Origin of the sequence: Cognatitamlana onchidii (assembly GCF_004804355.1) — a bacterium.
Lineage (GTDB): Bacteria > Bacteroidota > Bacteroidia > Flavobacteriales > Flavobacteriaceae > Cognatitamlana > Cognatitamlana onchidii.
The window spans coordinates 1-25,734 of sequence record NZ_SRWZ01000006.1 but is presented as its reverse complement, the minus strand read 5'-3'; the positions used below and the strand labels follow the sequence as shown (position 1 = coordinate 25,734).

At 34.4% G+C, this 25,734-nt stretch carries 19 protein-coding genes; 15 read left to right on the top strand and 4 right to left on the bottom strand.

Translation table 11 applies throughout. From position 1 onward, the window contains the following. Positions 1 to 75 precede the first annotated feature (75 nt). The 4 genes from ileS (at position 76) to E5D58_RS11655 (ending at position 6,556) form a co-directional block, all read left to right on the top strand. On the top strand, positions 76 to 3,480 hold the full coding sequence (gene ileS / locus E5D58_RS11670) for an isoleucine--tRNA ligase (RefSeq protein ID WP_136482051.1): 3,405 nt from the start codon (positions 76 to 78) through the stop codon (positions 3,478 to 3,480). Positions 3,481 to 3,485: 5 nt separating this feature from the next. Beyond that, positions 3,486 to 3,860 (top strand): TraR/DksA family transcriptional regulator, encoded by a 375-nt coding sequence (locus E5D58_RS11665; RefSeq protein WP_136482050.1) that lies wholly within the window; start codon positions 3,486 to 3,488, stop codon positions 3,858 to 3,860. 97 nt (positions 3,861 to 3,957) lie between these two features. Next, positions 3,958 to 4,581 (top strand): lipoprotein signal peptidase, encoded by a 624-nt coding sequence (locus tag E5D58_RS11660; RefSeq protein WP_136482049.1) that lies wholly within the window; start codon positions 3,958 to 3,960, stop codon positions 4,579 to 4,581. 91 nt (positions 4,582 to 4,672) lie between these two features. Further along, complete coding sequence (locus E5D58_RS11655) at positions 4,673 to 6,556, top strand: hypothetical protein (protein WP_136482048.1); 1,884 nt, start codon at positions 4,673 to 4,675, stop codon at positions 6,554 to 6,556. On the opposite strand, the gene E5D58_RS11650 is transcribed toward E5D58_RS11655, so the two are convergent. The 3 genes from E5D58_RS11650 to rimK are packed head-to-tail and all read right to left on the bottom strand — an operon-like array spanning position 6,553 to position 8,971. After that, positions 6,553 to 7,116, bottom strand: coding sequence for a 5-formyltetrahydrofolate cyclo-ligase (locus E5D58_RS11650; RefSeq protein WP_136482047.1), 564 nt, complete (start codon positions 7,114 to 7,116; stop codon positions 6,553 to 6,555). The genes E5D58_RS11655 and E5D58_RS11650 overlap by 4 nt on opposite strands. A 4-nt stretch (positions 7,117 to 7,120) precedes the next feature. Beyond that, positions 7,121 to 8,095 (bottom strand): succinylglutamate desuccinylase/aspartoacylase family protein, encoded by a 975-nt coding sequence (locus E5D58_RS11645; RefSeq protein WP_136482046.1) that lies wholly within the window; start codon positions 8,093 to 8,095, stop codon positions 7,121 to 7,123. Beyond that, positions 8,096 to 8,971, bottom strand: coding sequence for a 30S ribosomal protein S6--L-glutamate ligase (rimK, locus tag E5D58_RS11640; RefSeq protein ID WP_136482045.1), 876 nt, complete (start codon positions 8,969 to 8,971; stop codon positions 8,096 to 8,098). 150 nt (positions 8,972 to 9,121) lie between these two features. On the opposite strand from rimK, the gene uvrC reads away from it, so the two are divergent. From uvrC to E5D58_RS11595, 9 genes are all read left to right on the top strand, one after another. Next, complete coding sequence (gene uvrC / locus E5D58_RS11635) at positions 9,122 to 10,915, top strand: excinuclease ABC subunit UvrC (RefSeq protein WP_136482044.1); 1,794 nt, start codon at positions 9,122 to 9,124, stop codon at positions 10,913 to 10,915. Positions 10,916 to 10,933: 18 nt separating this feature from the next. Continuing rightward, a complete protein-coding gene (locus E5D58_RS11630) occupies positions 10,934 to 13,171 on the top strand; it encodes a patatin-like phospholipase family protein (protein ID WP_136482043.1) in 2,238 nt (745 codons plus the stop codon). Between the two features lie 184 nt (positions 13,172 to 13,355). Beyond that, a complete protein-coding gene (locus E5D58_RS11625; protein WP_136482042.1) occupies positions 13,356 to 14,513 on the top strand; it encodes a homogentisate 1,2-dioxygenase in 1,158 nt (385 codons plus the stop codon). A gap of 80 nt (positions 14,514 to 14,593) precedes the next feature. Beyond that, entirely contained in the window at positions 14,594 to 15,754 is a 1,161-nt protein-coding gene (hppD, locus tag E5D58_RS11620) for a 4-hydroxyphenylpyruvate dioxygenase (protein ID WP_136482041.1), read from the top strand. Positions 15,755 to 15,953: 199 nt separating this feature from the next. Beyond that, the gene (locus tag E5D58_RS11615) at positions 15,954 to 16,736 is read left to right on the top strand and encodes a DUF3108 domain-containing protein (RefSeq protein WP_136482040.1); all 783 of its coding nucleotides are present in this window, start codon (positions 15,954 to 15,956) and stop codon (positions 16,734 to 16,736) included. After that, entirely contained in the window at positions 16,723 to 17,658 is a 936-nt protein-coding gene (locus E5D58_RS11610) for a tryptophan 2,3-dioxygenase family protein (protein ID WP_136482039.1), read from the top strand. The genes E5D58_RS11615 and E5D58_RS11610 overlap by 14 nt, the downstream gene beginning before the upstream one ends. Next, positions 17,616 to 18,956, top strand: a complete 1,341-nt coding sequence (locus E5D58_RS11605; RefSeq protein ID WP_136482038.1) for a peptidoglycan DD-metalloendopeptidase family protein — start codon at positions 17,616 to 17,618, stop codon at positions 18,954 to 18,956. Before E5D58_RS11610 ends, E5D58_RS11605 begins: the two co-directional genes overlap by 43 nt. Positions 18,957 to 18,958: 2 nt before the next feature. Beyond that, positions 18,959 to 20,578 carry a glucose-6-phosphate isomerase gene (gene pgi, locus E5D58_RS11600; RefSeq protein WP_136482037.1) on the top strand — a complete coding sequence of 540 codons (1,620 nt, stop codon included), beginning with the start codon at positions 18,959 to 18,961 and terminating at the stop codon, positions 20,576 to 20,578. Positions 20,579 to 20,730: 152 nt separating this feature from the next. Further along, complete coding sequence (locus tag E5D58_RS11595; protein WP_136482036.1) at positions 20,731 to 21,168, top strand: hypothetical protein; 438 nt, start codon at positions 20,731 to 20,733, stop codon at positions 21,166 to 21,168. 3 nt (positions 21,169 to 21,171) lie between these two features. Here E5D58_RS11595 and E5D58_RS11590 read toward each other — a convergent pair whose 3' ends face one another. Further along, on the bottom strand, positions 21,172 to 22,224 hold the full coding sequence (locus E5D58_RS11590) for an endonuclease/exonuclease/phosphatase family protein (RefSeq protein WP_136482035.1): 1,053 nt from the start codon (positions 22,222 to 22,224) through the stop codon (positions 21,172 to 21,174). A gap of 127 nt (positions 22,225 to 22,351) precedes the next feature. Between E5D58_RS11590 and E5D58_RS11585 the strand changes: the two genes are divergently transcribed. Together E5D58_RS11585 and E5D58_RS11580 are read left to right on the top strand one after the other, a co-directional pair. After that, on the top strand, positions 22,352 to 25,153 hold the full coding sequence (locus E5D58_RS11585; protein ID WP_136482034.1) for a carboxypeptidase regulatory-like domain-containing protein: 2,802 nt from the start codon (positions 22,352 to 22,354) through the stop codon (positions 25,151 to 25,153). Between the two features lie 32 nt (positions 25,154 to 25,185). Beyond that, positions 25,186 to 25,629, top strand: coding sequence for a DUF5689 domain-containing protein (locus E5D58_RS11580; protein ID WP_136482033.1), 444 nt, complete (start codon positions 25,186 to 25,188; stop codon positions 25,627 to 25,629). The last annotated feature ends 105 nt before the right edge of the window (positions 25,630 to 25,734 follow it).

The window sequence follows — 25,734 nt, the reverse complement described above, 5'->3', positions numbered from 1 at the left end:
TATTAAAAATTGGTTTTAGTCTTACTTTTTTTGCAAAATTCATTAAATTCGCGAACTTATAAGAATTTAGAGTAAATGAGCGTGAAATTTCCTGAATATAAAGGACTTGACTTGCCAAATGTAGCAGATGAGATTCTGCAATATTGGCAAGAAAATGACATTTTTGAAAAAAGTGTATCCTCAAGAGAAGGAGCTAATCCATATGTGTTTTATGAAGGGCCGCCATCGGCAAATGGACTTCCTGGAGTGCATCATGTTTTGGCTCGAGCTATTAAAGATATATTTCCACGTTATAAAACCATGAAGGGATACCAAGTAAAGCGAAAAGCTGGTTGGGATACCCATGGGTTACCTATTGAACTAGGGGTTGAAAAAGAATTAGGTATTACGAAAGAAGATATCGGTAAAACCATATCTGTAGAAGATTATAATGCGGCTTGTAGAAAAGCCGTGATGCGTTATACGGATGTTTGGAATGATCTAACCGAAAAAATGGGGTATTGGGTAGATATGGATGACCCATATGTGACCTACGAACCAAAATATATGGAGAGTGTGTGGTGGCTGTTAAAGCAAATTTATAACAAGAGTTTGCTGTACAAGGGCTATACTATTCAACCATATTCCCCCAAGGCAGGGACCGGATTAAGCTCGCATGAGTTAAATCAACCTGGGACCTATCAAGATGTAACAGACACAACTGTTGTTGCACAATTTAGAGCTATAACCGATTCGTTGCCAGGCTTTTTGAAAAGTGAAGGCGAGGTTTATTTCTTAGCTTGGACAACAACACCATGGACATTACCGAGCAATACAGCTTTAACCGTTGGCCCAAAAATAGACTACGTGTTGGTTGAAACCTTCAATCAATATACTTTTATACCGGTTAAAGTGATTTTGGCTAAAAAGCTGGTTAGTTATCAGTTTTCTGGAAAATTCAAACAAGTTGAAAGCCGGTCGGAACTATCAAATTATAGAGCAGGAGACAAGAAAATACCTTTCTGTGTTTCGAAGGAATTTGTAGGTAAAGATTTAGTAGGTATTAAATATGAGCAACTATTAAAATACGCCTTACCAAACGATAATCCTGAAAATGCTTTTAGAGTTATTTCTGGTGATTTTGTAACTACCGAAGATGGAACTGGGATTGTCCATACAGCACCTACTTTTGGTGCAGATGATGCCTTGGTGGCAAAACAAGCAAGCCCAGAAGTGCCTCCTATGCTTGTTAAAGATGAATACGACAATTTAGTGCCACTAGTTGATTTACAGGGTAGGTTTAGACCAGAAATGGGTGAATTTGCTGGCAAGTATGTTAAGAACGAGTATTATACCGATGGAGAGGCTCCAGAACGTTCTGTTGATGTTGAATTAGCCATTAAATTAAAAGAGGAAAACAAAGCCTTTAAGGTTGAGAAATATAAACACAGTTATCCAAATTGTTGGAGAACAGATAAACCAATCTTGTATTATCCATTAGATTCTTGGTTTATAAAAGTAACCGACGTAAAGGATAGAATGTTTAGCCTTAATGAACAGATTAACTGGAAGCCAAAAGCAACAGGAACTGGACGTTTTGGTAATTGGTTAGCTAATGCTAACGATTGGAATTTATCGCGTTCTCGTTATTGGGGAATTCCATTACCTATTTGGAGAACAGAAGATGGTAAAGAAGAAATCTGTATAGGTTCTGTAGAAGAGTTAAAGCAAGAAATAGCAAAGGCTGTAGCCGCTGGTGTTTTAGAACAGGATATTTTTGCCGATTTTGAAGTTGGCAATAATTCCGAAGAAAACTATGCCAAGTTAGATTTGCATAAAAATATTGTAGACAGTATTGTTTTGGTGTCTTCAACGGGTCAAAAAATGTTCCGTGAAAGCGATTTAATTGATGTTTGGTTTGATTCTGGATCTATGCCTTATGCGCAGTGGCATTACCCTTTTGAGAACCAAGATTTAATTGATAAAGGGGTTACCTACCCTGCAGATTTTATTGCCGAAGGTGTCGATCAGACTAGAGGGTGGTTCTATACCCTTCATGCTATTGGGACAATGGTATTCGATTCGGTGGCTTATAAAAACGTGGTGTCTAACGGTCTTGTCTTAGACAAGAATGGACAAAAAATGTCAAAGCGATTGGGTAATGCTGTAGACCCCTTTGAAACGCTCAGTAACTATGGTGCCGATGCTACACGTTGGTACATGATTTCTAATGCCAACCCTTGGGATAATTTAAAGTTTGATATTGATGGTGTTGAAGAGGTAAAACGAAAGTTTTTTGGGACACTTTATAACACGTATTCATTTTTTCAACTGTATGCTAATCTCGATAATTTTAGTTATGCAGAGGTAGATACCCCTCTAAATGAAAGACCAGAGATAGATCGTTGGATTTTATCAGAATTACATACTTTAATTAAGAAGGTAGATGCTTATTATGCAGATTATGAGCCAACAAAAGCAACACGTGCTATTTCAGATTTTACACAAGATTATTTAAGTAACTGGTTTGTACGTTTAAGTAGAAGACGTTTTTGGAAAGGTGATTACCAAAAAGATAAAATATCTGCGTATCAAACATTGTACACTTGCATGGTTAATATTGCAAAACTAAGTGCGCCTGTGGCTCCATTTTTTATGGATAGGCTATACTTAGATTTAAATGCCGTAACCAAAAAAGAAGAATATGAAAGTGTTCATTTAGCTGATTTTCCAGTTTTTGATGAAACTTTTGTTGATAAGTCTCTTGAGCGTAAGATGGAAAGTGCTCAAATTATATCGTCTCTTGTACTTTCTTTAAGAGCTAAAGAAAAGATTAAAGTACGACAACCTTTACAAAAAATTATGATTCCTATAAATAGCGAATCTCAAAAATCTGAAATATTAGCTGTTTCAGACCTTATAAAATCGGAGGTTAACGTAAAGGAGATAGAGGTTTTAGAAGATGCTTCAGACATTCTTGTAAAACAAATAAAGCCCAATTTTAAGGTACTAGGGCCTCGTTTTGGAAAAGACATGAAGTCTGTGGCTCAAGTAGTTAATAACTTTAGTGCTAACCATATTAAATTAATTGAGCAAAATGGTATTTTAGATGTTGAAGTAAACGGAAAAAATATTACTTTAGAGCGAACAGATGTAGAAATCACCTCACAAGATATTGAAGGGTGGTTAGTGGCTAATGAAGGCGCCTTGACAGTGGCTTTAGATGTAACCATAACTGATGATCTTCGTAGAGAAGGAATTGCTAGAGAGTTAATAAATCGCATTCAAAATTTACGAAAAGATTCTGGGTTTGAAGTTACAGATAGAATTGATGTAACCCTTCAAAAAGATGAACAAATTGTAAGTGCTGTTGATGCCAATATGACCTACATCAAATCAGAAACGTTAACTAATGAACTTGAAATAATTGATGAATTAGAAAATGGTATAGAAATTGCTTTTGATGATGTAAATACCAAACTATTTATCCAAAAACATTAAATATTATGGCAGATAGCGTAAGATATTCAGATGCAGAATTAGCAGAGTTTAAAGCACTAATTTCTGAAAAAATTGAAAAGGCTCAGCATGATTTAGAGCTTATAAAAAGTGCGTACATGAATGACCACAATAACGGTACAGAAGATACCTCGCCTACCTTTAAAGCTTTTGATGAAGGAAGTGCAGTTATGAGTAAAGAATCTAATTCTCAACTGGCCATTAGACAAGAGAAGTTTATTCGCGACTTGAAAAATGCGCTTATTCGTATTGAAAATAAAACTTATGGGATTTGTCGTGTAACAGGTAAATTAATCAATAAAAAAAGGTTGGAACTTGTGCCTCATGCCACCTTAAGTATTGAAGCGAAAAACATGCAATAATTATTTTTTATAGTATATATGTTTAACGTCTCAAGTTTGAGGCGTTTTTCATTTTTAAACGTTTTAGATTCTATTTAATGCTCTATAACTTGTTAAAATGTCATTAAAAAAAGCACTTGCCCTAATTGTCATTATCCTAATAATAGATCAGGTTAGTAAGATTTACATTAAAACACATTTTATACTTCATGAAAGTGTGGATGTATTTAGTTGGTTTAAAATTTATTTTATTGAGAATGATGGCATGGCTTGGGGAACTAAACTAAGTGATTTTTCCTCTTTTATTTCCGATAGAACAGCTAAAGTATCACTAACTTTATTTAGGGTGGTGGCTATTTTTGGTATTGGTTATTGGTTATATGATGCTACAAAAAAACAAACTTCAAGAATTTTAATACTTGCTATTTCTTTAATATTTGCTGGAGCTTTGGGAAATATTATTGATTCCGTTTTTTATGGAGTTTTCTTTAATGATAGCATGGGGCAAGTAGCGGCGTTCTTGCCAGATTCGGGAGGTTATGATACATGGTTGCACGGTAGAGTTGTTGATATGCTTTATTTTCCATTATTTGAAGTAGACTTGCCAGAGTGGTTTCCTTTTTATGCCGGTAAGCGGTTTAATTTTTTTGAACCGGTTTTTAATATTGCCGACGTAGCAATAAGTACTGGGTTTGTAATGCTAATCGTGTTTAATAAACAAGCTTTTCCAAGTAAAAAATAATATAGGAGAATGTGAGGGAGTTATTCACACCATCAAATTTTATTTATTATCTTTAAATTTTGCTATTATATTCACTTTAATCCCCGATTTAATGAAAGGTAAGTATCTATTCGTATACTTTTGTTTTTTATTCTTTAATTTTTCTTTCTCGCAAAACACTTATGATATCTTATTTCCTGGAAATGATGAGAACGATAAATGTCAAACCTGCTTCCAAATATTTAACCAAAAGCCAGAAGAAGTTGAGTTTTCTATTGTTAGAGAACAGTCCGATTTATATTTTCAAGTAAATGATATGGAGTGGTTTAATCGTTTGTTTAGTCGGGCAGGTGATGGTTTAGCCGTCGATATTGTGCCAAAAAGTAAATATGATTGTAGTATTGCATCTGTTCCCGTTAAAGAAATTCAAGGTGTTTTACTCAAACCAGTATATTCTAAAACATTAAAGAATAAGTTAGAACAAAATGACAACAATGTTTATCAGGTAAATCTTGGTAAAATTCCAAAGGACTTGTTGGATGAAGACTTAGAGTTTAATATTCTATTTTTGAGCAATAAATATCTTTGTAGATATTATGTTATTTACGATTTAAAGGCTTACGACTGGGATTTACTCGATATGGGGATGTATTTAGATGAGTTAACATTTAGTCCAAAACAAATCCAATCCTTAGACCAACAAACATTTGCGACTCAGGAAAAAGCTTTAAAGTTTATTATTCCTTTCAAAAAAAATCAAACAACATTTTCAAAGGAAGATATAAAACCCATATACGAATCCTTAAGGCTAGGAGATTATAATATTAAGCGTATTAAAATAAAAGCCTATGCATCTATCGAAGGGATCGTAAGCAGAAACATTGTGCTTCAAGAAAAACGGGCCAATAGTATTGTTAATGCTATTCAGGAATTTCAGGGTCCCGAAATACAAACAGAAGTGTCTGCCTCAGAAAACTGGGTAGAGTTTTTTAATGATATTGAAGGAACCAAGTACGAGTATTTAAAACCATTAACAAAAGATGAGGTTAGAGAAGAGATAGCAGGTACCGTTTCAAGGCAAATGGAGCCGATTCTTAAAAATCATAGGAAGGCTGTTGTAGAGTTGGAGATAGAAAGAAAGGATAAGTTTAGTACGTTGGCCTTAAACGAATTATTGTCAAAGTTCAATCTAGAAATTAGTAAAAGAAATATTGAAACTGCTAAGGATGTGCAGAATTCTATATTTGAGCGGATTAAAAGAAATCCTAAGGGCTTAAGTTTTTTAGATAAGATGATAATTCCAAAAGAAAAAGCCTATGTTGACTTACTGAATAAAAATGCTGCTTTCAAGTATCTTACTGATTATACTTATGCGTTAATTACCTATAAAGAACTGCAAGAACTTGAAAAATTAGCACCCAATAATGCGGCTGTAAAGTACAATTTGGCAGCAGTAAGAATTAAACTTTTGTACTGGGATGCAGCCAATGTGCAAAAAACAGATCTCAATACTCAAATCTTCTCGTTAAAAGACTATGGTATTGCTGATGCCGATATTTCTAGAATGCTAGTGAATTTTCATATCATATTATCGGAGTATTTTCTTGGACAAGGCGACCATTCAAGCAAAGCTAATTCTGTGACTTATGTTAATAGTAATTATAGAAAGTTTAAGTCGTCAAATAGTGACTACCTTAATTTAGCACAATATTTTAATAAGTATGGCGATCCAAGTATGGCGGTTGATTTACTTGACGAAAAGGCTAGAACCATTGATATAGACGAAGATTTACTTTTCTATTATTTAAACCTAACACTAATAGATAAGAATCTAACCACGGAGAAGAGCTATAGAATTATTATGTTAAATGCTTACAATGTGAACAAGGATCGATTTTGTAAGTTGTTTAATTCGTCTTATAAAGATGGGGTAACATTTCAGTTGCTTGAAAATGCATTCTTAAGAAAGACCTATTGCGAAAATTGTAACAATTAAAAGGTGTAAATAGTGTTTGGTGTAATGCAGTAATCTAATTTAATATCTGTTTCCAAAGTATTGACAATTTCATTTTCTGCATAAAAAAAAGAGAGTCCAATTTTTAAAGTTTTTGGTTGGCATTCAGCTAAAAATCTATCGTAGAAGCCTTTGCCATAACCAACCCTATTGCCTGTTTTATCAAAAGCCAATAGCGGTATAAAAACCACTTCAATTTTTTTAGAGGCTATTTCAATACCTTCAACTGGTTCGGGAATGTTGTATTTATTTTTTTTTATTGGGGTGTTGTCTGTTAACAAAAAGTGGGTCATACGTCCAGATACAAAATCACTTTTAGAAATAAGAATGTTTTTATCTTTACCAGAGAGAATATTCAAAATATAATCTGTGTTTACTTCTTTTTGCTCTGCAATAGTTAAAAAAATATGGTAGAACGAAGAACCCCATATAGGTAGTTTTAACAATTGATTTGAAATGGCCAAACTTAAATCTTCAATATCATTTTCTGTTAGGTCTAGCCGTTTAGCTTTATAGGTTTTTCGAGCGTCTTCTTTGGTCATGTTTCTATTGTTTTACATCTAAAGAAATATGGAACAAGGCGTCTCCTTGATAAACAATAGGCGACTCATTTACATTGATAATGAATCCGTTATTTTTAGCTCTAACAAAATAATTGAACTTACCATATGGGTCTGTAATATGTCCTAAAATATCGTCTTTTTCAACATAAGATCCAACGGCCATGGTAGCCTTAAACATACCAGAATATTTGGCTCTCAACCATTTACTTTCATTAATAAACACACAGTCTCTTTTGGGTTTATTAGATTTAAAAACGGTTTTTAACATCCCTAAGTGTTTTAGTAAGCGCTTGGATCCGTTTACTCCAGTGTTTGTTACCACATCATCAATATGAAAAGATTTTCCGCCCTCAAAAAGTAAAAGTTGTTTACCTTGTTTAGAGCATGTTGTTCGAAATGATTTTGATAAGTTTTTGGAATATAATACAAATGGCGCCCCAAATGCTTGAGCTAAGTCGTTTAGTTCTGTGTTGTCTTTGGAGTATCTAATCTGAGGCGCATTAAATCTGCCAGAACCACCGGTGTGAAAATCAACTATCAAGTCAACATGAGGTATGACTTCATGAATAAGTTTGTAAGCTACACGACCAGCCAAAGATCCTGTAGGGCTTCCTGGAAATACACGGTTTAAGTCTCGACCATCGGGAAATTCTCGTTTCAGGTTAATAAAACCAAAAACATTAATTACAGGCATGCAAATTATAGAGCCTACTTTGGGTTGGTTAATGCCTTTTGCTATAAGTTGCCTAACAATTTCCACACCATTAACCTCGTCGCCATGAATACCTGCTGTAAATAGCACTGTAGGACCAGGTTTTTTCGAACGTTCAATGATTACGGGAATATTTACAGGGGTAGACGTGTGTAAATTAGCAACGTCAAAATTTACCTCTTTACGCTCTCCTGGGTATATAGATTCTCCTAGAATATTTAGTACTTCAATTTTAGATTTAGGCATTTACTTGGCATTTTTTTCAATAAATCTAATAATAGATTTAGCAATATTTCTACCTGTGGCTGTTTCAATACCCTCCAAACCCGGCGTGGAGTTTACTTCTAATAACAATGGACCTCGGGAAGATTGCAGCATATCTACGCCACAGACAGGCAAATTTAACGCTTTTGAAGCTCCCATGGCTAACTTTAATTCGTTATGATTTAGTTTTATAATATTTGCAGAACCTCCGCGGTGTAGATTAGATCGGAATTCCCCTTCTCTACCTTGCCGTTTCATAGCACCTACTACCTGACCGTCAACAACCAAAGCCCTAATGTCTGCTCCCTTAGCTTCTTTAATGAATTCTTGAACAATAACGCGAGCTTGTAAGCCATTAAAAGCCTCTAAAACAGACTCTGCGGCATTTTTGGTTTCAGCTAAAACAACGCCCAGTCCTTGCGTGCCTTCCAAAAGTTTTATAATCACAGGGGTGCCGCCTACATATTCAATAACTTCTTCCACATCTCTGGAATAATTTGTAAAAACGGTTTTGGGCATGCCAATACCAGCTTTACTTAGTCTTTGTAAACTACGTAATTTATCTCTGGAGCGCTGAATCGCATCAGAAGTTACTATGGTAAAAGCGCCCATCATCTCAAATTGTCTGACCACAGAACATCCAAAAAAAGTAATTGAGGCACCAATTCTGGGAATAATGGCATCGACATAGTCTAAATGCCGGTCTTTATAGTAAATGGTAGGTTTTTCTTTTTCAATGATAAGATCGCATTTAAGAGGGTCTATAACTTCAACTTGATGCCCTCTTTTTTCTCCTTCCTCAACTAGGCGTTCTGTGGAGTATAACTGCGGATTCCTGGATAAAATAACAATATTCATAAAACGTACCTAAGTGCTGTGAGGTTCATGAGTCTAAAGCTATTCAATAATTATTTTAATATTTTGGGTGTATACAAAGTTACTTGCAAGATACTAAAAAAGGTCTGCTGATTTTTAGATTTTTACTATTTAGTATATACCTTTACCATAATGGAGACCCCCGATTTAGATATTCAAATAAAAACCTTACCCACACAACCAGGCGTTTATCAGTACTATGATAAAAACGGTGCTATAATCTATGTTGGAAAAGCAAAAAACCTAAAAAAACGTGTGAGTTCCTATTTCACTAAAAATCATGAGTATGGCAAAACCAGGGTTTTAGTAAAAAAAATTGCTAGCATAAAACATATTGTAGTAGATACAGAAACGGATGCCTTACTTCTTGAAAATAATTTGATAAAGAAGTATCAACCAAGGTATAACGTTATGCTTAAAGATGATAAATCGTATCCGTGGATTTGCATTAAAAATGAACGTTTCCCGAGGGTGTTTTCTACACGAAGGGTTTATAAAGGGGGTGGCGAGTATTTTGGTCCATATACCAGTGTAAAAACGGTTCACACTTTACTAGACTTAATAAAGGGCTTATATGCGCTAAGGACTTGTAACTATGATTTAGCTCAAGAAAAAATAGAGGCTGGAAAATATAAAGTGTGTTTAGAGTATCACTTAGGAAATTGTAAAGGGCCTTGTGAGGGGCAAGAATCAGAAGACGCGTACAACGAGAATATAAAGGCGATTAAGGAGATTTTAAAAGGTAATTTTAAAGATTCGTTATCGCAGTTTAAACAACAAATGCGTGATTTTTCTGAAAACATGCAGTTTGAAGAAGCTCAAAAAATAAAGGAGAAAGTTGAAGTTTTAGAGAACTATCAGTCAAAATCGACCATAGTAAATCCGAAAATTAGTAATGTCGATGTGTTTTCGATAATGAGCGATGAAAGTTATGGTTATGTTAACTTTTTACAATTGTCGTACGGATCTATAATCCGTTCTCATACCTTGGAGATTAAAAAGAAGTTGGACGAGTCAGACGAGGATTTATTGGCCTTAGCAGTAACAGAAATTAGACAACGTTTTAATTCAAAATCTAAGGAGATTTATGTGCCTTTTATGGTTCAGCTAGGAGACGATGTGAAAGTAACTGTACCGAAGTTAGGCGATAAAAAACACATTCTAGATTTATCACTAAGGAACGCCAAATATTTTAGAATGGAACGTTTTAAGCAAATGAAGATTGTGGATCCCGATAGGCATGCTAATAGAATTATGGCTCAAATGAAGGCAGATTTAAGATTGTCTGAAGAACCACGTCATATAGAGTGTTTCGATAATTCAAATATTCAAGGAACCAACCCTGTGGCTGCTTGTGTGGTGTTTAAGAACGGAAAACCAAGTAAAAAGGACTATCGCCATTTTAATATCAAAACGGTTGAGGGACCAGATGATTTTGCTTCCATGGAAGAAGTGGTATACAGACGGTATAAAAGATTACAAGATGAAAACAAATCGCTACCTCATCTTATTATAATAGATGGGGGTAAAGGTCAGTTATCGTCGGCATTAAAGAGTTTAGACGTTTTAGGGCTAAGGGGTAAAATTGCTATCATCGGAATTGCTAAACGTTTGGAAGAATTGTTTTACCCAAATGATCCAATTCCTTTATATTTAGATAAGAAAAGCGAAACACTAAAGATTATCCAGCAGTTGCGTAATGAGGCTCATCGATTTGGTATTGAACATCATAGAAATAAACGCAGTAAAAGTGCTTTAAACACAGAATTAGAAACCATCCCTGGAATAGGAGAAAAAACTATTGTTGAATTACTTAAACATTTTAAATCTGTTAAGCGTATAGCTAATGCCAAGTTAGATGAGCTAGAAGTTGTAATTGGGGTGTCTAGAGCAGAGAAAATTTATAACTATTATAACACTAAATAAGAAACATTCATATTTTTTTTGACCTACAGAGTTGTCATATTAACCTTTTGTTTACTTGCTTTGTTTTCAGCTCAAGCTCAAGACACATTACCTCTTCATAATCCAAAGGTTGGTTTGGTTTTAAGTGGGGGTGGTGCCAAAGGGCTAGCCCATATAGGTGCTTTAAAAGTTATTGATAGCTTAGGTTTAAAAATAGATTATATAGCTGGAACCAGCATGGGAGCTATTGTTGGTGGGCTTTATGCTTCGGGGTATTCAGGTAAACAACTAGATTCTTTATTTAGTGTTCTAGATTTTGATAAGATTATTAATGATGAGTTACCAAGAAGCTCTAAAACGTTTTATGAGCGTGATAATACCGATAAATACGCGGTAAAACTGCCATTCGACAATTTCAAAATTAAATTACCCTCAGCTTTATCGAAGGGACATAATGTTTATAGCTTATTAATGGAGCTATTGACTCAAGTGAATCAAATTAAGGATTTTAATAAGTTGCCAATCCCTTTCTTTTGTATCGCAACCAATGCAGAGAATGGAGAGCAAGTTGTGTTAGATACAGGTGATTTAGCTCAATCTTTATTGGCTAGCGGGGCTTTGCCTTCTGTATTTCAACCAGTCGTTATTAATAATGAAGTTTTAATAGATGGCGGTGTTGTAAATAATTATCCCATTGATGAATTAAGAGCCAAAGGTATGAATGTTATTATTGGAGTCGATGTGCAGGATGGGTTAAGAGATAGGACTCAACTGGCCTCCGCTCCAGATGTTTTATTACAGATTAATAACTTCAGGACGATTAATGATATGAAGTTAAAGGCTGATAAAACAGATATTTATATCAAGCCAGATATTGAAAACTTTAATGTGGTTTCATTTAGTGATGGTGCTCAAATTATTAAAAATGGTGTAGAGGCAGCTAATAATAGGTTGGAGGGACTTTCCCGGCTGCCAAAAAAGGAAAGATCGCAAGTTTCGAAATTTTATACTAAGAAAATTGATAGTATTTACATTGGTGAGATGCATGTTAAAGGAAATGAAAAATATACAAGGGCCTATATCTTGGGTAAACTAAAGATAAAAAATGGAGAGCGCGTTAGTTATAAAGACTTTCAAGAGGGTATGAATCGTTTGGAAGCCACAAACAATTTTGATGCTATTAAGTACAGGTTTATCAAACTTGAGGATAACGGTTATGATATTATAACGGAAGTAAAAGAAACTAAAAAGAGTACGTTTTTAAAACTTGGGGTTCATTACGACGATTTATATAAAAGCGCGGCCTTGGTTAATATTACCAAAAAGCGCCTATTGGCCAAAAATGATGTGGCGTCCTTAGATTTTATTTTAGGGGATAATGTCCGTTATAATTTTGAATATTTAATTGATCGTGGATTTTATTGGAGTTTAGGTTTAAAATCAAGATACAATCAATTTGATAAGAATATTAATTCACTTCTGTTAATTGATGATCCAGTTGTTTTTGATGCAAGTGGTGTAAGTAAGATTGATGTTAAGCTCAAAGATTTTACCAATCAATTTTATGTGCAAACATTGTTTTTAAGAGATTTTGCCTTAGCTATGGGGATAGAGCATAAAAATCTTGAAATAAACACCGAGACTCTTTCTAATGAAGAGTCAAGTGATAAGTTAAACTTCGAGAGTACAAATTTTATAAGTCTATTTGGTAATTTAAAACTTGATACTTATGATGATAAATACTTTCCAAAAAAAGGCGTTTATTTTAATGGAGATTTACACATTTATTTTATATCATCAGATCAGGGAAGCAATTTTAAGAATTTTTCTATAGCCCAAGCGAATATGGGATATGCCTTTAGTGTAACTAACAAATTAGCATTTAATTTACAAACCAGTGGTGGCTTTAAAATTGGAGACACTTCTACTCAAGCTTTGGATTTTGCTCTAGGAGGGTATGGTAATGATTTCATAAATAATTTCATTCCGTTTTTAGGGTATGATTATGTGTCTCTAACAGGTAATAGTTTTGTAAAAGCTTTTGCTTCGGCAGATTATGAAGTCTTTAAAAAGCATCATATTACACTTGAAGGAAACTGGTCAAACATTGATGATAATATTTTCGAAACTGGTGAATGGTTCACACTTCCGGATTATAGAGGATATGCCCTTGGTTATGGGGTTGAAACATTTTTAGGTCCCATTCAGGTAAAATATAGTTACTCTCCAGAACAGAAAGAGAGTACTTGGTTTTTTAATATAGGATTCTGGTTTTAGTTAAAAGTTTCCGATATTTGTATAGTTATGAAGCCTTATTGGAAAGACTTATTAGCGTTTCTTCACTACCTCATCAAGAGAAATCCTGAGTGAGTATACTTTTTGTATCTTTATAAGTATTAGTTAGTTATCTGCCTAAACAAGTTTAAGCAGCTTACAATTATTAATTTTAAATCTAAAAAGTATGCCTTTTTATCATAAACTAGGACGTATTCCTAATAAACGCCATACTCAGTTTAAAAAACCGGATGGTAGCTTGTATTATGAACAATTATTTGGCACTATTGGTTTTGATGGTATGTCTACAAATAGTTATCATGAACAGCGCCCTACTCAAGTTAAATCCATAGAAAGACAATATTCCATTGCTCCTAAGGTTGCAGTAAAAAACAATATAAAATCGTATAGACTAAAAGGTTTCCTGGTGAAACCTAAGAAGGACTACCTAGAAAGTAGAAAAACGGTTCTAATAAATAGTGATTGTGCCATAATATTGGCAGCGCCTCAAGAATCAATGCAAGATTATTTTTATAAAAATACGGATGCAGACGAGCTTATTTTTGTACACAAAGGCTCGGGTAAATTAAGAACCATGTTGGGGAATCTTAATTTTAAATATGGCGATTATTTACTTATTCCTCGAGGTGTCATTTATAAGATTGATTTTGATAGCAAAGAGAACAGGCTGTTTATTGTAGAATCCCGTCGTCCAATTTATACGCCAAAACGTTATAGAAATTGGTTCGGACAATTATTAGAGCATGCGCCTTTTTGCGAACGTGATATTCGAAGACCTCAAGAATTAGAAACCAATAACGAATCGGGAGAGTTTTTAATCAAAGTAAAAAAACAGGATGATATTATAGAAATGATTTATGCTTCACATCCGTTTGATGTGGTTGGGTATGATGGCTATAATTATCCTTATGCATTTTCAATTCATGATTTTGAACCCATAACTGGTCGTATTCATCAACCGCCACCAGTACATCAAACCTTTGAAACAGATGCTTTTGTAGTTTGTAGTTTTGTACCTCGGTTGTATGATTATCATCCAAAAGCCATCCCAGCTCCATACAATCATAGTAATATTGATAGTGATGAGGTATTGTACTATGTAGATGGCGATTTTATGAGTCGCAATGATATTGAAGCGGGGCATATATCATTGCATCCTGCAGGGATCCCTCATGGGCCCCATCCTGGTGCTACAGAGCGAAGTATTGGTAAAACAGAAACAGAAGAATTGGCTGTTATGGTTGATACCTTTAAACCATTAATGCTAACAGAAGACGCTATGAAAATTGCTGACGAAGAATATTATAAATCTTGGTTGGAGTAATTATTTGAAATCGGAAAAATGCGCGTTATGCCTTTTTCAGTTTTTTAGAGATAATAATGAACTCATAAAAAATATAAGAAATGAGTAAGCAGATAAAATCGGTAAACTACGGTTTAGAAAAAATATTTGAAGGGGCTCAAGACTTTTTGCCCTTATTAGGAACAGATTACGTTGAGTTTTACGTTGGAAATGCCAAGCAAGCAGCCCATTTTTATAAAACAGCTTTTGGTTTTCAGTCCTATGCCTATAAAGGCTTAGAAACAGGTTCAAAAAATAAGGTTAGCTACGTGCTTTTACAAGATAAAATACGGTTGGTTCTTACCACTCCTCTTAATAGTCAGTCTCCAATTAATAATCATATTGTTAAACATGGTGATGGGGTTAAGGTTATCGCCTTATGGGTTGAAGATGCCAGAAAAGCGTACTATGAAACAACAAGTAGGGGCGCAAAATCTTATATGGAGCCTCAAGTAGAAACAGATGAGCATGGCGAGGTAGTCACATCTGGTATATATACTTACGGAGAAACGGTGCATATGTTCGTAGAGCGTAAAAATTACAATGGTGCATTTTTACCTGGATTTGTACCTTGGGAATCTGATTATAATCCAAAGCCTGTGGGGCTGAAATACATTGACCATATGGTAGGTAATGTTGGTTGGGGACAAATGAATACTTGGGTAAAATGGTATGAAGATGTTATGGGATTTGAAAACTTCCTGTCTTTTGATGATAAGCAAATCCATACAGAGTATTCAGCTTTAATGAGTAAAGTGATGAGTAATGGTAATGGCCGTATTAAATTTCCAATTAATGAACCAGCCAAAGGCAAAAAAAAATCGCAAATAGAAGAGTATCTAGATTTTTACGAAGGGGCAGGTGTTCAGCACATAGCGGTAGCTACAGATGATATAATAACGACGGTTTCTCAGCTAAGAAGTAGAGGGGTTGAGTTTTTATCGAAACCACCCGAAGCATATTATAAAGCCGTGCCCGGTAGATTAGAAGAACACAGTCATGAACTCACAGAAGATATAGAAACATTAAAGCGGCTAGGAATTATGATTGATGCCGATGAAGAAGGGTATTTGCTGCAAATATTTACTAAACCAGTAGAAGATAGGCCCACGTTGTTTTTTGAAATTATACAGCGTATGGGGGCTAGGGGGTTTGGAGCTGGGAATTTTAAAGCCTTGTTTGAATCTATTGAACGTGAACAAGCTCAGAGAGGGACATTATAGTCCCAAATTAAGTGTTAGTTTGACCTATTGTTTTATGCAATAGGTCTTTTTTTTGTAAAAGTTTAAAGTCTAGCAGAACTATAACATGATTAAATAAAGTGAATAGAATTAAATTTCTATTTTTGGAATAGTAATTGTAATTCTACTAGTCACAATAAAAAGTTATTATTGGAGTTACATAGCAATTACCCAAGCTATTATGAAAAGGACATTCCTAATTATTTGTTTTCTGCTTTCAGTAGGGCATATCCAGTCGCAACAAGAGTCTGCTTTTGGGTCTGGCGAATGGTTTAAATTTAGAATGAGCTACAGTAATTGGCTTAAGGCAGGTAATGCAACCCTTCAGGTTAAAAGTACCAGACTTAACAATAAAGAGGTTTATCATGTTGTGGGTAAGGGGTGGACCACAGGTATGATAAAATGGTTTTTTAAGGTAAAAGATCGGTATGAAAGCTATTTTGATAAAGACTCTATTATCCCTTATAAGTTTGTGAGAAATATAGATGAAGGTGGCCATACCAAAGATATTGTTATTGATTTTGATCAAGAGAATAATAAAGCCAGAGTAAATAATAGAAAGCATAATACGATAAAAACTTTTAATACAGAACCCAATATTCAAGACATGGTTTCTACCTTTTATTACCTTAGAAATAATCTTGACACAGATTCCCTTAAGCCTGGAGATGAAGTAAGAACTAATATGTTTTTTGATGAAGAGAACTATGGTTTTAAGCTAAGGTATTTGGGCGAGGAAATTATTGAGACTGAATTCGGTACCGTCAAAACTTTGAAGTTTAGACCATATGTTATGGCAGGCCGCGTGTTTAAAGAAGAAGAAAGTTTAACATTATGGGTCTCTAAAGATAAAAATAAAGTACCTTTACGTATTCAGGCAGATTTAGCTGTTGGCTCTCTTAGAGCAGATTTAGAAGCCTATAAAGGGTTGAAACATCCTTTTAAAATTGATGTTAAACATTGACGATTTGAGTTCTAAACTATCTAAAAAACTAAAAGATAAATACGAAGCTATAGACCAAGATGTAGAGACTCACTTGGAAGGGCTTTTACACAGTAAACCCATTGATTATTGGGATTATATCCAAACAGATGCTTTATTAAACCTTCAAGTACAACGTACGGTTTTTCCAGATGAGAAAGTGTTTATTATGTATCATCAAATTTCGGAGTTGTTATTTAAAATGATTCTGAGTGAAATTGAGCAGGTAGCAAAGTCTGATACTATTTCGGTTAGCATGTTTACCGATAAAATAATGAGAGTAAGTAGATACTTCGATGTGCTTACCTCATCTTTTGCTATCATGAAAGATGGTATGGACATAGAGCAGTATAATCAGTTTAGAACAACTTTAGTCCCTGCCAGTGGTTTTCAAAGTGCCCAGTATAGAAAAATTGAGTTTGCGTCTACAGAGCTTATTAATTTAATTGATAAAAGATTTAGAGAAACCATTGATAGAAACTCGTCTTATGAGCATGCCTTTGAACATTTATATTGGCAAGCAGCGGGAAAAGACTATCAAACAGGTAAAAAGACCTATACTTTAACAGCTTTTGAGGAGCGCTATAAGGAAGAATTTATTAGATTTACCAAATTTTATCAAAACAACAATTTGTGGAGTAAATTTAAGGGATTACCTAAGGAGGCTCAGGCAAATAAAGCGTTGATAAAAGCCATGAGACATTACGATTTTACCGTCAATATAAAATGGGTTATGGCACACTATAATACGGCAAATCATTATTTAAATATTGGTGGTAAAACAGCCGAGGCCACCGGAGGAAGTGAATGGGTGAAGTACATGCACCCGAAATATCAAAAGAGAATATTTTTTCCAGATTTATGGACAGAGCAAGAATTAGCAGATTGGGGAACAAATATATAGTACTATTAGTTTTAGCCATTATTCTTTCAGCATGCAAAGAAGATCAAAAACAAGAAGAGGTTATAGTTGAAGAAGCAGTTATAGTTGAAACACCCAAAGAGGTTATAGAATTTGGTTTCAACTTAAATGATTATGTAGTAAAACGTGATACCATAAAAAGAGGCGATAGTTTTGGACAGATTTTAGAAAGAAATAAAATTGGATATCCTAAAATATTTCATATTGCCGAAAAAGCTAAAGATACGTTCGATATTAGGCGTTTACAAGTTGGCAAACCATACACCTTGCTGTGTTCGAAAGATTCATTAGAACTACCAGAATCTTTTATCTATCAGCCTAACTTAGAAGAATATGTGGTTATAAACTTTAAGGATTCTATTCATGCATTTACTAGTAGAAAACCAATAAAATACGTTGAAAAAATTGCAACAGGGGTTATTAATAACAATATTTCATTAACTTTAGAGGAGCAAGGTTTAAGCCCTAGGTTGGCCTATAAAATGGCAGACGAGATTTATGCATGGACTATTGATTTTAGAAGACTTCAAAAGGGAGATAGGTTTAAAGTGATTTATACAGATAAATATATTGATGATAGTATTTACACAGGAGTTCATAATATTAAAGCGGCTTATTTTGAGCACAATAATGAGCCTTTTTACGCTTTTGAGTTTGAAACAGATTCGGTAAAAGGTATTATAGACTATTTTAATGAGGAAGCTAAAAACCTAAGGCGCGCATTTTTAAAAGCGCCAGTAAAATTTAGTAGAGTATCATCAAGATATAATTTAAAACGACGAATTGCGGTTTATGGTTTTAGGGTAAGACCACACAAGGGAACTGATTTTGCAGCACCTATAGGAACGCCTATTATGGCTACAGCAAATGGGACTGTTACAAAGTCTGAAAGACGTGGGGGTAACGGAAATTATGTGAAAATTAGACATAATGCAACCTACGAAACCCAATATTTACATATGAGAAAACGTAATGTAAAGGTCGGTCAATTTGTGAAGCAAGGCGATGTTATTGGATGGGTAGGAATGACTGGAAATACAGGAGGCCCACATGTCTGCTATCGTTTTTGGGTAAATGGCAGACAAGTAGATCCATTCAAACAAAAGCTACCGGAGGCTAAGCCAATCTCTGATTCTTTAAAGATAGAATATCTTCATTATATTGAACCTATAAAAAAACAACTGGACGATATTCATTTTTTAGAAGACGTGTTTGAAGAAGAAAACCAGCCAGAACATATTATTAAGCAAAACAATAATCTTATTTCATACAACCAGTAATTATGGCATTACCAAATATTAACCCAACAAATACGAAGGCTTGGAAAAAATTACAAGCACATTTTGAAACTGTAAAAGACCTTCACATGAAAGATTTATTTGCTCAAGATAAAAATAGAGCGAATAAATTTACTATCAATTGGGATGATTTTTATGTTGATTTTTCTAAAAATAGAATCACTGAAGAAACTTTTAAGTATTTACTTGAATTGGCAGATGATGTTAAGCTTAAAGAAGCCATTAATAGTCAGTTCTCAGGAGAGGTTATTAATGAAACCGAGGGGCGAGCGGTACTGCATACGGCTTTAAGAGCCCCTAAAACAGCAGAATGTATTGTTTCAGGAACTAATGTGGTACCAGAAGTATATGAGGTAAAAGAAAAGATAGAGGCTTTTACAAACGAAGTGGTTAATGGGGATAGAAAAGGGTTTACAGGAAAGGCATTCACCCATGTTGTTAATATTGGTATTGGAGGTTCAGATTTAGGGCCAGCTATGGTGGTAGATTCCTTGCAGTATTATAAAAACCATTTAACTACATATTTTGTTAGTAACGTTGATGGAGATCATGTGAATGAAGTTATTAAAAAGCTTGATCGAGAAACGACACTATTTGTCATTGTTTCTAAAACGTTTACTACGCAAGAGACGCTTTCTAACGCTAATACAATTAAGAAATGGTTCCTAGAATCGGCAGATGAATCGGCTATAGCGAAGCATTTTGTAGCCGTTTCAACCAACCTGGAAAATGTTCAAGAATTTGGAATCGATAGCAGTAATATTTTTCCTATGTGGGATTGGGTTGGAGGAAGATTCTCTCTTTGGAGTGCCGTAGGATTAACCATTAGTTTAGCCGTTGGTTATAAGAACTTCGAGAACCTACTACGAGGAGCAAATAAAATGGATGAACACTTTAAGAATGAAGAATTTAGTTCTAATATTCCGGTAGTTTTAGCGCTTGTTAGTGTGTGGTATAACAACTTTTTTAGTGCAGAAAGCGAAGCTATTATACCATATTCTCAATACTTAAATCAGTTTGCAACATATTTGCAGCAAGGAATTATGGAAAGTAATGGGAAGAGTGTGGATAGAAATGGCCAAGCTATCAATTATCAAACAGGAACCATTATTTGGGGAGAACCAGGAACCAATGCCCAGCATGCGTTTTTTCAATTAATTCACCAAGGGACTAAATTAATACCTGCCGATTTTATTGGATTTGCAAAGTCTTTACATGGTGATCAAGACCATCAAGATAAATTAATCTCAAATTTCTTGGCTCAAACAGAGGCTTTATTAAATGGTAAAACAGAAGCTGAGGTTATTGCAGAAGGAACTAAAGAATCTATAATTCCATTTAAAATTTTTCAAGGGAATAAGCCAACCAATACCATATTTATTGATCAACTAACTCCAGAGAGCTTAGGAAAATTAATAGCTATGTACGAGCATAAAATCTTTGTGCAAGGTATTATTTGGAATATTTTTAGTTACGATCAATTTGGAGTAGAACTTGGAAAACAACTGGCTTCAAAAATTTTGAAAGAGTTTGGTGCAGATGTAAAAAATGAGCACGACTCTTCGACCAGCGGGCTTTTAGATTTTTACATGTCAAAGCGTTAAAATAATGTTCTAACTAAACTAGGGATACTCTTAATTTTAATTTTTTCTACAAAAAAAATGAGAAATAATAAATATAAACCGCTTCTTTAAGAAGCGGTTTTTTTATGCTTTAAATTATTACATTTGTTATTTAATTTTTAAAAGACGTCTTCATGTACGAGATTGTAAAAACACTTCATTCTTATTGGGCATATTTAGTACTTATTGTGCTAGCCATTGCCGCAATTACTGCTATTGTAAGAACATTGGGAGATAAAGAGTATGAGGCTAATGATTTTAGAAGATCATTATTTGCTTTAATAGTATCTCATATTCAGTTATTAATTGGTTTGGTGCTTTATTTTGTCTCTCCAAGACTACAACTATTTATCGAGTTAGGTATGGGAGGTATTATGGGAGATTCTGTAAATAGACTATATTTGGTAGAGCATCCATTTGTTAATATTTTAGCTGTAGTCTTAATTACTATGGGGTATTCTAAGCACAAAAAGAAGTTAACATCAAATGCTAAATTAAAAACCATTGCCATTTTTTATACCTTAGCATTAGTGTTGTTTTTGTCTAGAATTCCTTGGAGTACTTGGATTTAGTATTTACTTTTCAACCTCTTTTATAAGCTGAACATATACCGGGAAATGGTCGCTGTATCCATTACTAAAACCACCGTTAGACCAACTTCTGTAAGGGTAGCCTTTGTATTTTCCTTGTTTATGGATTAGATAGTGTTTGTTATATATACCGGCTTTATAAAACCGATAGGTATTGTATTCGCTTTCTAGAAAAGGCTTGCTTAGCATGATTTGATCAAACAGACTCCAGTTATCTCTGTAGGCTGTTGTGCCAACTCCTTTTTTATACAGGTTCATATATGGATTATAAAGCCCTTTTAATTTAACTTTGTAGGACTCTTTTTCTGGTTTTAGTATGCTTTTAATACTATAACTATTTGGGTTATCATTAAAATCGCCCATAATGATAATTTTAGAATATGGATTAATAACTTGTAGCGAATCTATAATTCTTTTATTAAGCTTTGCAGCAGCTATCCGCTTAGGTTTGCTGCGAGTTTCTCCACCTCTTCTGGAAGGCCAATGGTTTACAATAATATGAACGGGGTCATTGTCAAGGCGTCCGCTTACAAGTAATTGGTCTCTGGTATATACCTGTTTTTGGGTTTGATCATCAAATATTTTAAGTTTATAAGCGTTGATTTGAGTTGGCTTAAAATGTGCTTTTTTATAGAGAAGAGCTACATCAATACCTCTAGAATCAGGCGAGTCTTTATGAGCGATCCCATAAGCTTCGTTAATTAGTAAGCTGTCATTAATTAAATCTTGTATAACCTTCCTGTTTTCAACTTCGCAAATACCTATAATGGAGGGTGATGTTTTGGATGTGTCAAAGCCTATATCAGACATCACCCTGGCCATATTGTGAAGCTTTTTTGCGTAAACTACATCTCTACCAGATTTTAACTCCATTATTGGGCTGTACTCGTCTAGTTTGTTAGGGTCGTCAATAACGTCAAATAGGTTTTCAAGATTGTAAAACGCAACCGTATGAATTTTGAACTGTCTCTCCTGTGCTTTTGGAGACCATTGCACCCCAAAAAGAGATATCAATAATAAGAGTTTTGAGAAATTCATACGAGTAAATGTATTCCTGTAATACATGTAAGATATTTTTTGTTCTAATTTAAGGGTTTTTCCTAAAAGTTGTGTATTTTACTTCGTGTAAGATATTATTTGTTGTTTGTGAAATAAAATTCTTTATATGTTAAAATGGTTATTTTCAGTTTTCGTTTGCTTTCGTTTAGTTAATACGTATGCACAACAAACTATTATTGAAGGGAGTGTTGTTGATGCTATAACATATTATCCTATTGAAAGTGTTGAGATAACCATTGACGGTTCCCCCATTAGGACTTCGTCTGATGCAGCAGGGAAGTTTCTCTTAAGTAAAGATTTACCTTTAGGCCCACAGGTTTTGGTGATTTCAAAGTCTGGTTATGTGCCGAAACGGTATCCAATTATAATCAATGAAGGTGAAGCCGTTTCTATTTTTGATATGACTTTGGTTAAAGATGCATCCCACACAGACGATTTATTTCTTATAACCTTAGCCGATGATGAATTACATTCGGATACTAGTGGCGCAGACAATATAGCGGGTTTATTAGCCTCTTCTTTAGATGTGTTTCAGAGAACTGCTGCGTTCGAATTTAGTTCGTCATTCTTTAGGTCTAGAGGGCTTGATTCCAATAATGGTAAAATTCTTATTAATGGTATAGAAATGAACAAGGCTTTTAACGGGAGACCACAATGGAGTAACTGGGGTGGTATCAATGATGTTTTGCGAAATCAAGAATTAGTAGTAGGGTTAGCCCCATCAAGCTATAATTTTGGAGGCGTTTTGGGTTCAACTAACATCAATACAAGGGCTTCTTTAGCACGGCAAGGCGGCCGTATAACCTACTCCTCTTCAAATAGAAGTTATTCTAACAGACTTATGGCTACCTATGCATCTGGGCTTTTAAAGAGCAATTGGGCCTATACAATCTCCTTTGGAGCGCGCTGGGGAAACGAAGGTTTTCAAGAAGGAACGGTTTACAATTCTAATTCCATATTTGCCTCGGTTGAAAAGAAGGTTAACGAGAATCATAGTCTGTCTTTTACTGGTATTTATACACCCAACAGAAGGGGCAAGTCATCACCCAATACTCAGGAAGTTTATAATATCAAGGGTACTAAGTATAATGCCTATTGGGGTTGGCAAGATGGACAGAAACGAAACTCAAGAGTTAAAGAGGTTAACGAACCAATACTTATGCTTAACCATTTTTGGGATATTAATAAGAACATAACTATTAACAGCAATATAGCATATCAATTTGGTTTCCTTGGTAATAGTCGTTTAGACTATACTGGTACTGACTTAATTAACGGAATCCCCCAAGGAGGTGGTGCAAACCCTAGTCCAACTTATTATCAAAAGCTTCCAAGCTATTTCGAACGTGAGTTTCCAGATAATCCTGGGCTGGCATACCTAGCTTTAAAGGCTTTTCAAAAAGAAGGACAAATAGATTGGGATACCATGTATGAGGCTAATATTAATAATTCTGAACAAGGAGGAAATGCCATATACGCGCTTTACCAAGACAAAGTTAAAGACTCCCAGTTTACTGTAAATTCAATTTTGAATGCGTCTTTAAACAGTCATGTTTTGTTTAATGCGAGCCTTGGTTATAAGCGATTAAAATCTAAGAACTTTGCAGAAGTTACTGATTTACTAGGAGCAAGAACCTATTTAGATATTGATCCATTCGCTAGCTCTTTGGACGCGGCTCAAAACGACTTACAAAACCCAAATAGAATTGTTACTGAAGGTGATGTTTTTAAGTACAATTATAATATGTATGCATCTCAAATAGATGCTTTTATTCAGGGGCAGTTTACATATTCTCAATTTGACTTTTATGCCTCTGCCAGTATTAATAGAACGCAGTACCAACGAGAGGGTCTTTTTCAAAATGGCGGATTTCCAGACAATAGTTTAGGAAGAGGAACACAGTTAGTTTTTAACGGGTTTGGATTAAAAGGAGGTTCGACCTATAAGTTATCTAGTAAACATATTTTTGAATTAAACTTAGGGATCATGAGCCGAGCTCCATTTATTCAAAACGTGTATTCTAATTCAAGAGAAAATCATAATGTAGTTCCTAATATTTCCGAAGAAAATATAAATTCCATAGATGTAAATTACGTTTTTAGATCTTCAATTATTAAGGCGAAAATGACCGGGTATTATACTAACATTATTAATGCGAATCAGGTCTCGTATTATTTTGCTGATGGTGTTGGTGGAGATAATGCCATTTTTGTTCAAGAAATTTTGCAAGGACTTAACAAAAAGTATTTTGGTGCCGAACTGGGAGTAGAAGCTCAAGTAACATCAACTATTAAATTAAAAGGCGTAGCGGCTTTGGGGCAGTTTACTTACGATAATGACCCCAGTTTGTTTTTAACTACAGAGCCAAATAAAGAATCCGAGCAAGCGGGATTTATTGATGGCTTTAAAGATTTTGGCCAATCCAAATTAAAAAATTATCGGTTAGGCAATGGTCCTCAAAATGCTTATTCCATTGGGTTTGAATATAGAGATCCTGATTTTTGGTGGTTTGGGACGTCGGCCAATTTTTTCTCAAATACGTTTTTAAGCATTAATCCCTTAACAAGATCTTCGAATTTTAATACCGATTTTGATGGAAACCCTTTTCCAGATTATGATGAACAGGTGGCTAGAGATTTACTAAGGCAAGAAAAATTTAAAGACTATATGGTGGTAAACTTGGTGGGTGGTAAATCTTGGAAAGTAGGAGACTACTACCTTGGGGTATTTGCAAGTATAAATAATTTACTTGATGAAGTATATAGAACAGGTGGTTTTGAACAACGAAGAAATGCAAATTATAGACAATTAAGAGATGATATGGCTTTAGAAACGCCTGTTTTTGGCCCTAATTATTGGTATGGTCGAGGTACTACCTATTTTATTAATCTTAATCTTAGTTTTTAATGAAGGTATCATCCTTCTAAAAAGTAATACTTATGAAGACAAGTTATTCAAAAGTCTTAAAAAAAATACTTTCAATCGCTCTGCTAACTTTTATGGCCTGCGTAAAAAGTGATGACTATAGTATTCCCGATATTTCATACAGCGAACCCCAGATTCCACAAAGTAGTTTAACCACATTTAAGAGTATTAAATCACTATTCGAACAAGCTGTTAATGATGGTAATTCAACGGTGGTCATTCCTAATATGCCTGACTTGTATATTGAGGGCTACGTTGTATCAACCGATAAGTTTGGTAACTTTTTTGAAGAACTTATTGTACAGAACAAAACCAATGATAGCAGCCCAGACGATGATCCCCGACTAGGTTTTAAAATAGATATTAACTCTAGTAACTTATCCGATATTTATCAATTTGGACAAAAAGTTTACGTCAAAATGAATGGGTTAACTGTTGGAGATGTCGACTTCCCCTAAATAGAACCGTTAGTTTTTCCAAAATTATTCATTTTTTCGTTTTAAAAGTAGTTTGATTTTTAATTTTATAACGGCTTTAAAATCAAACTATTTTTAAAATGCGCC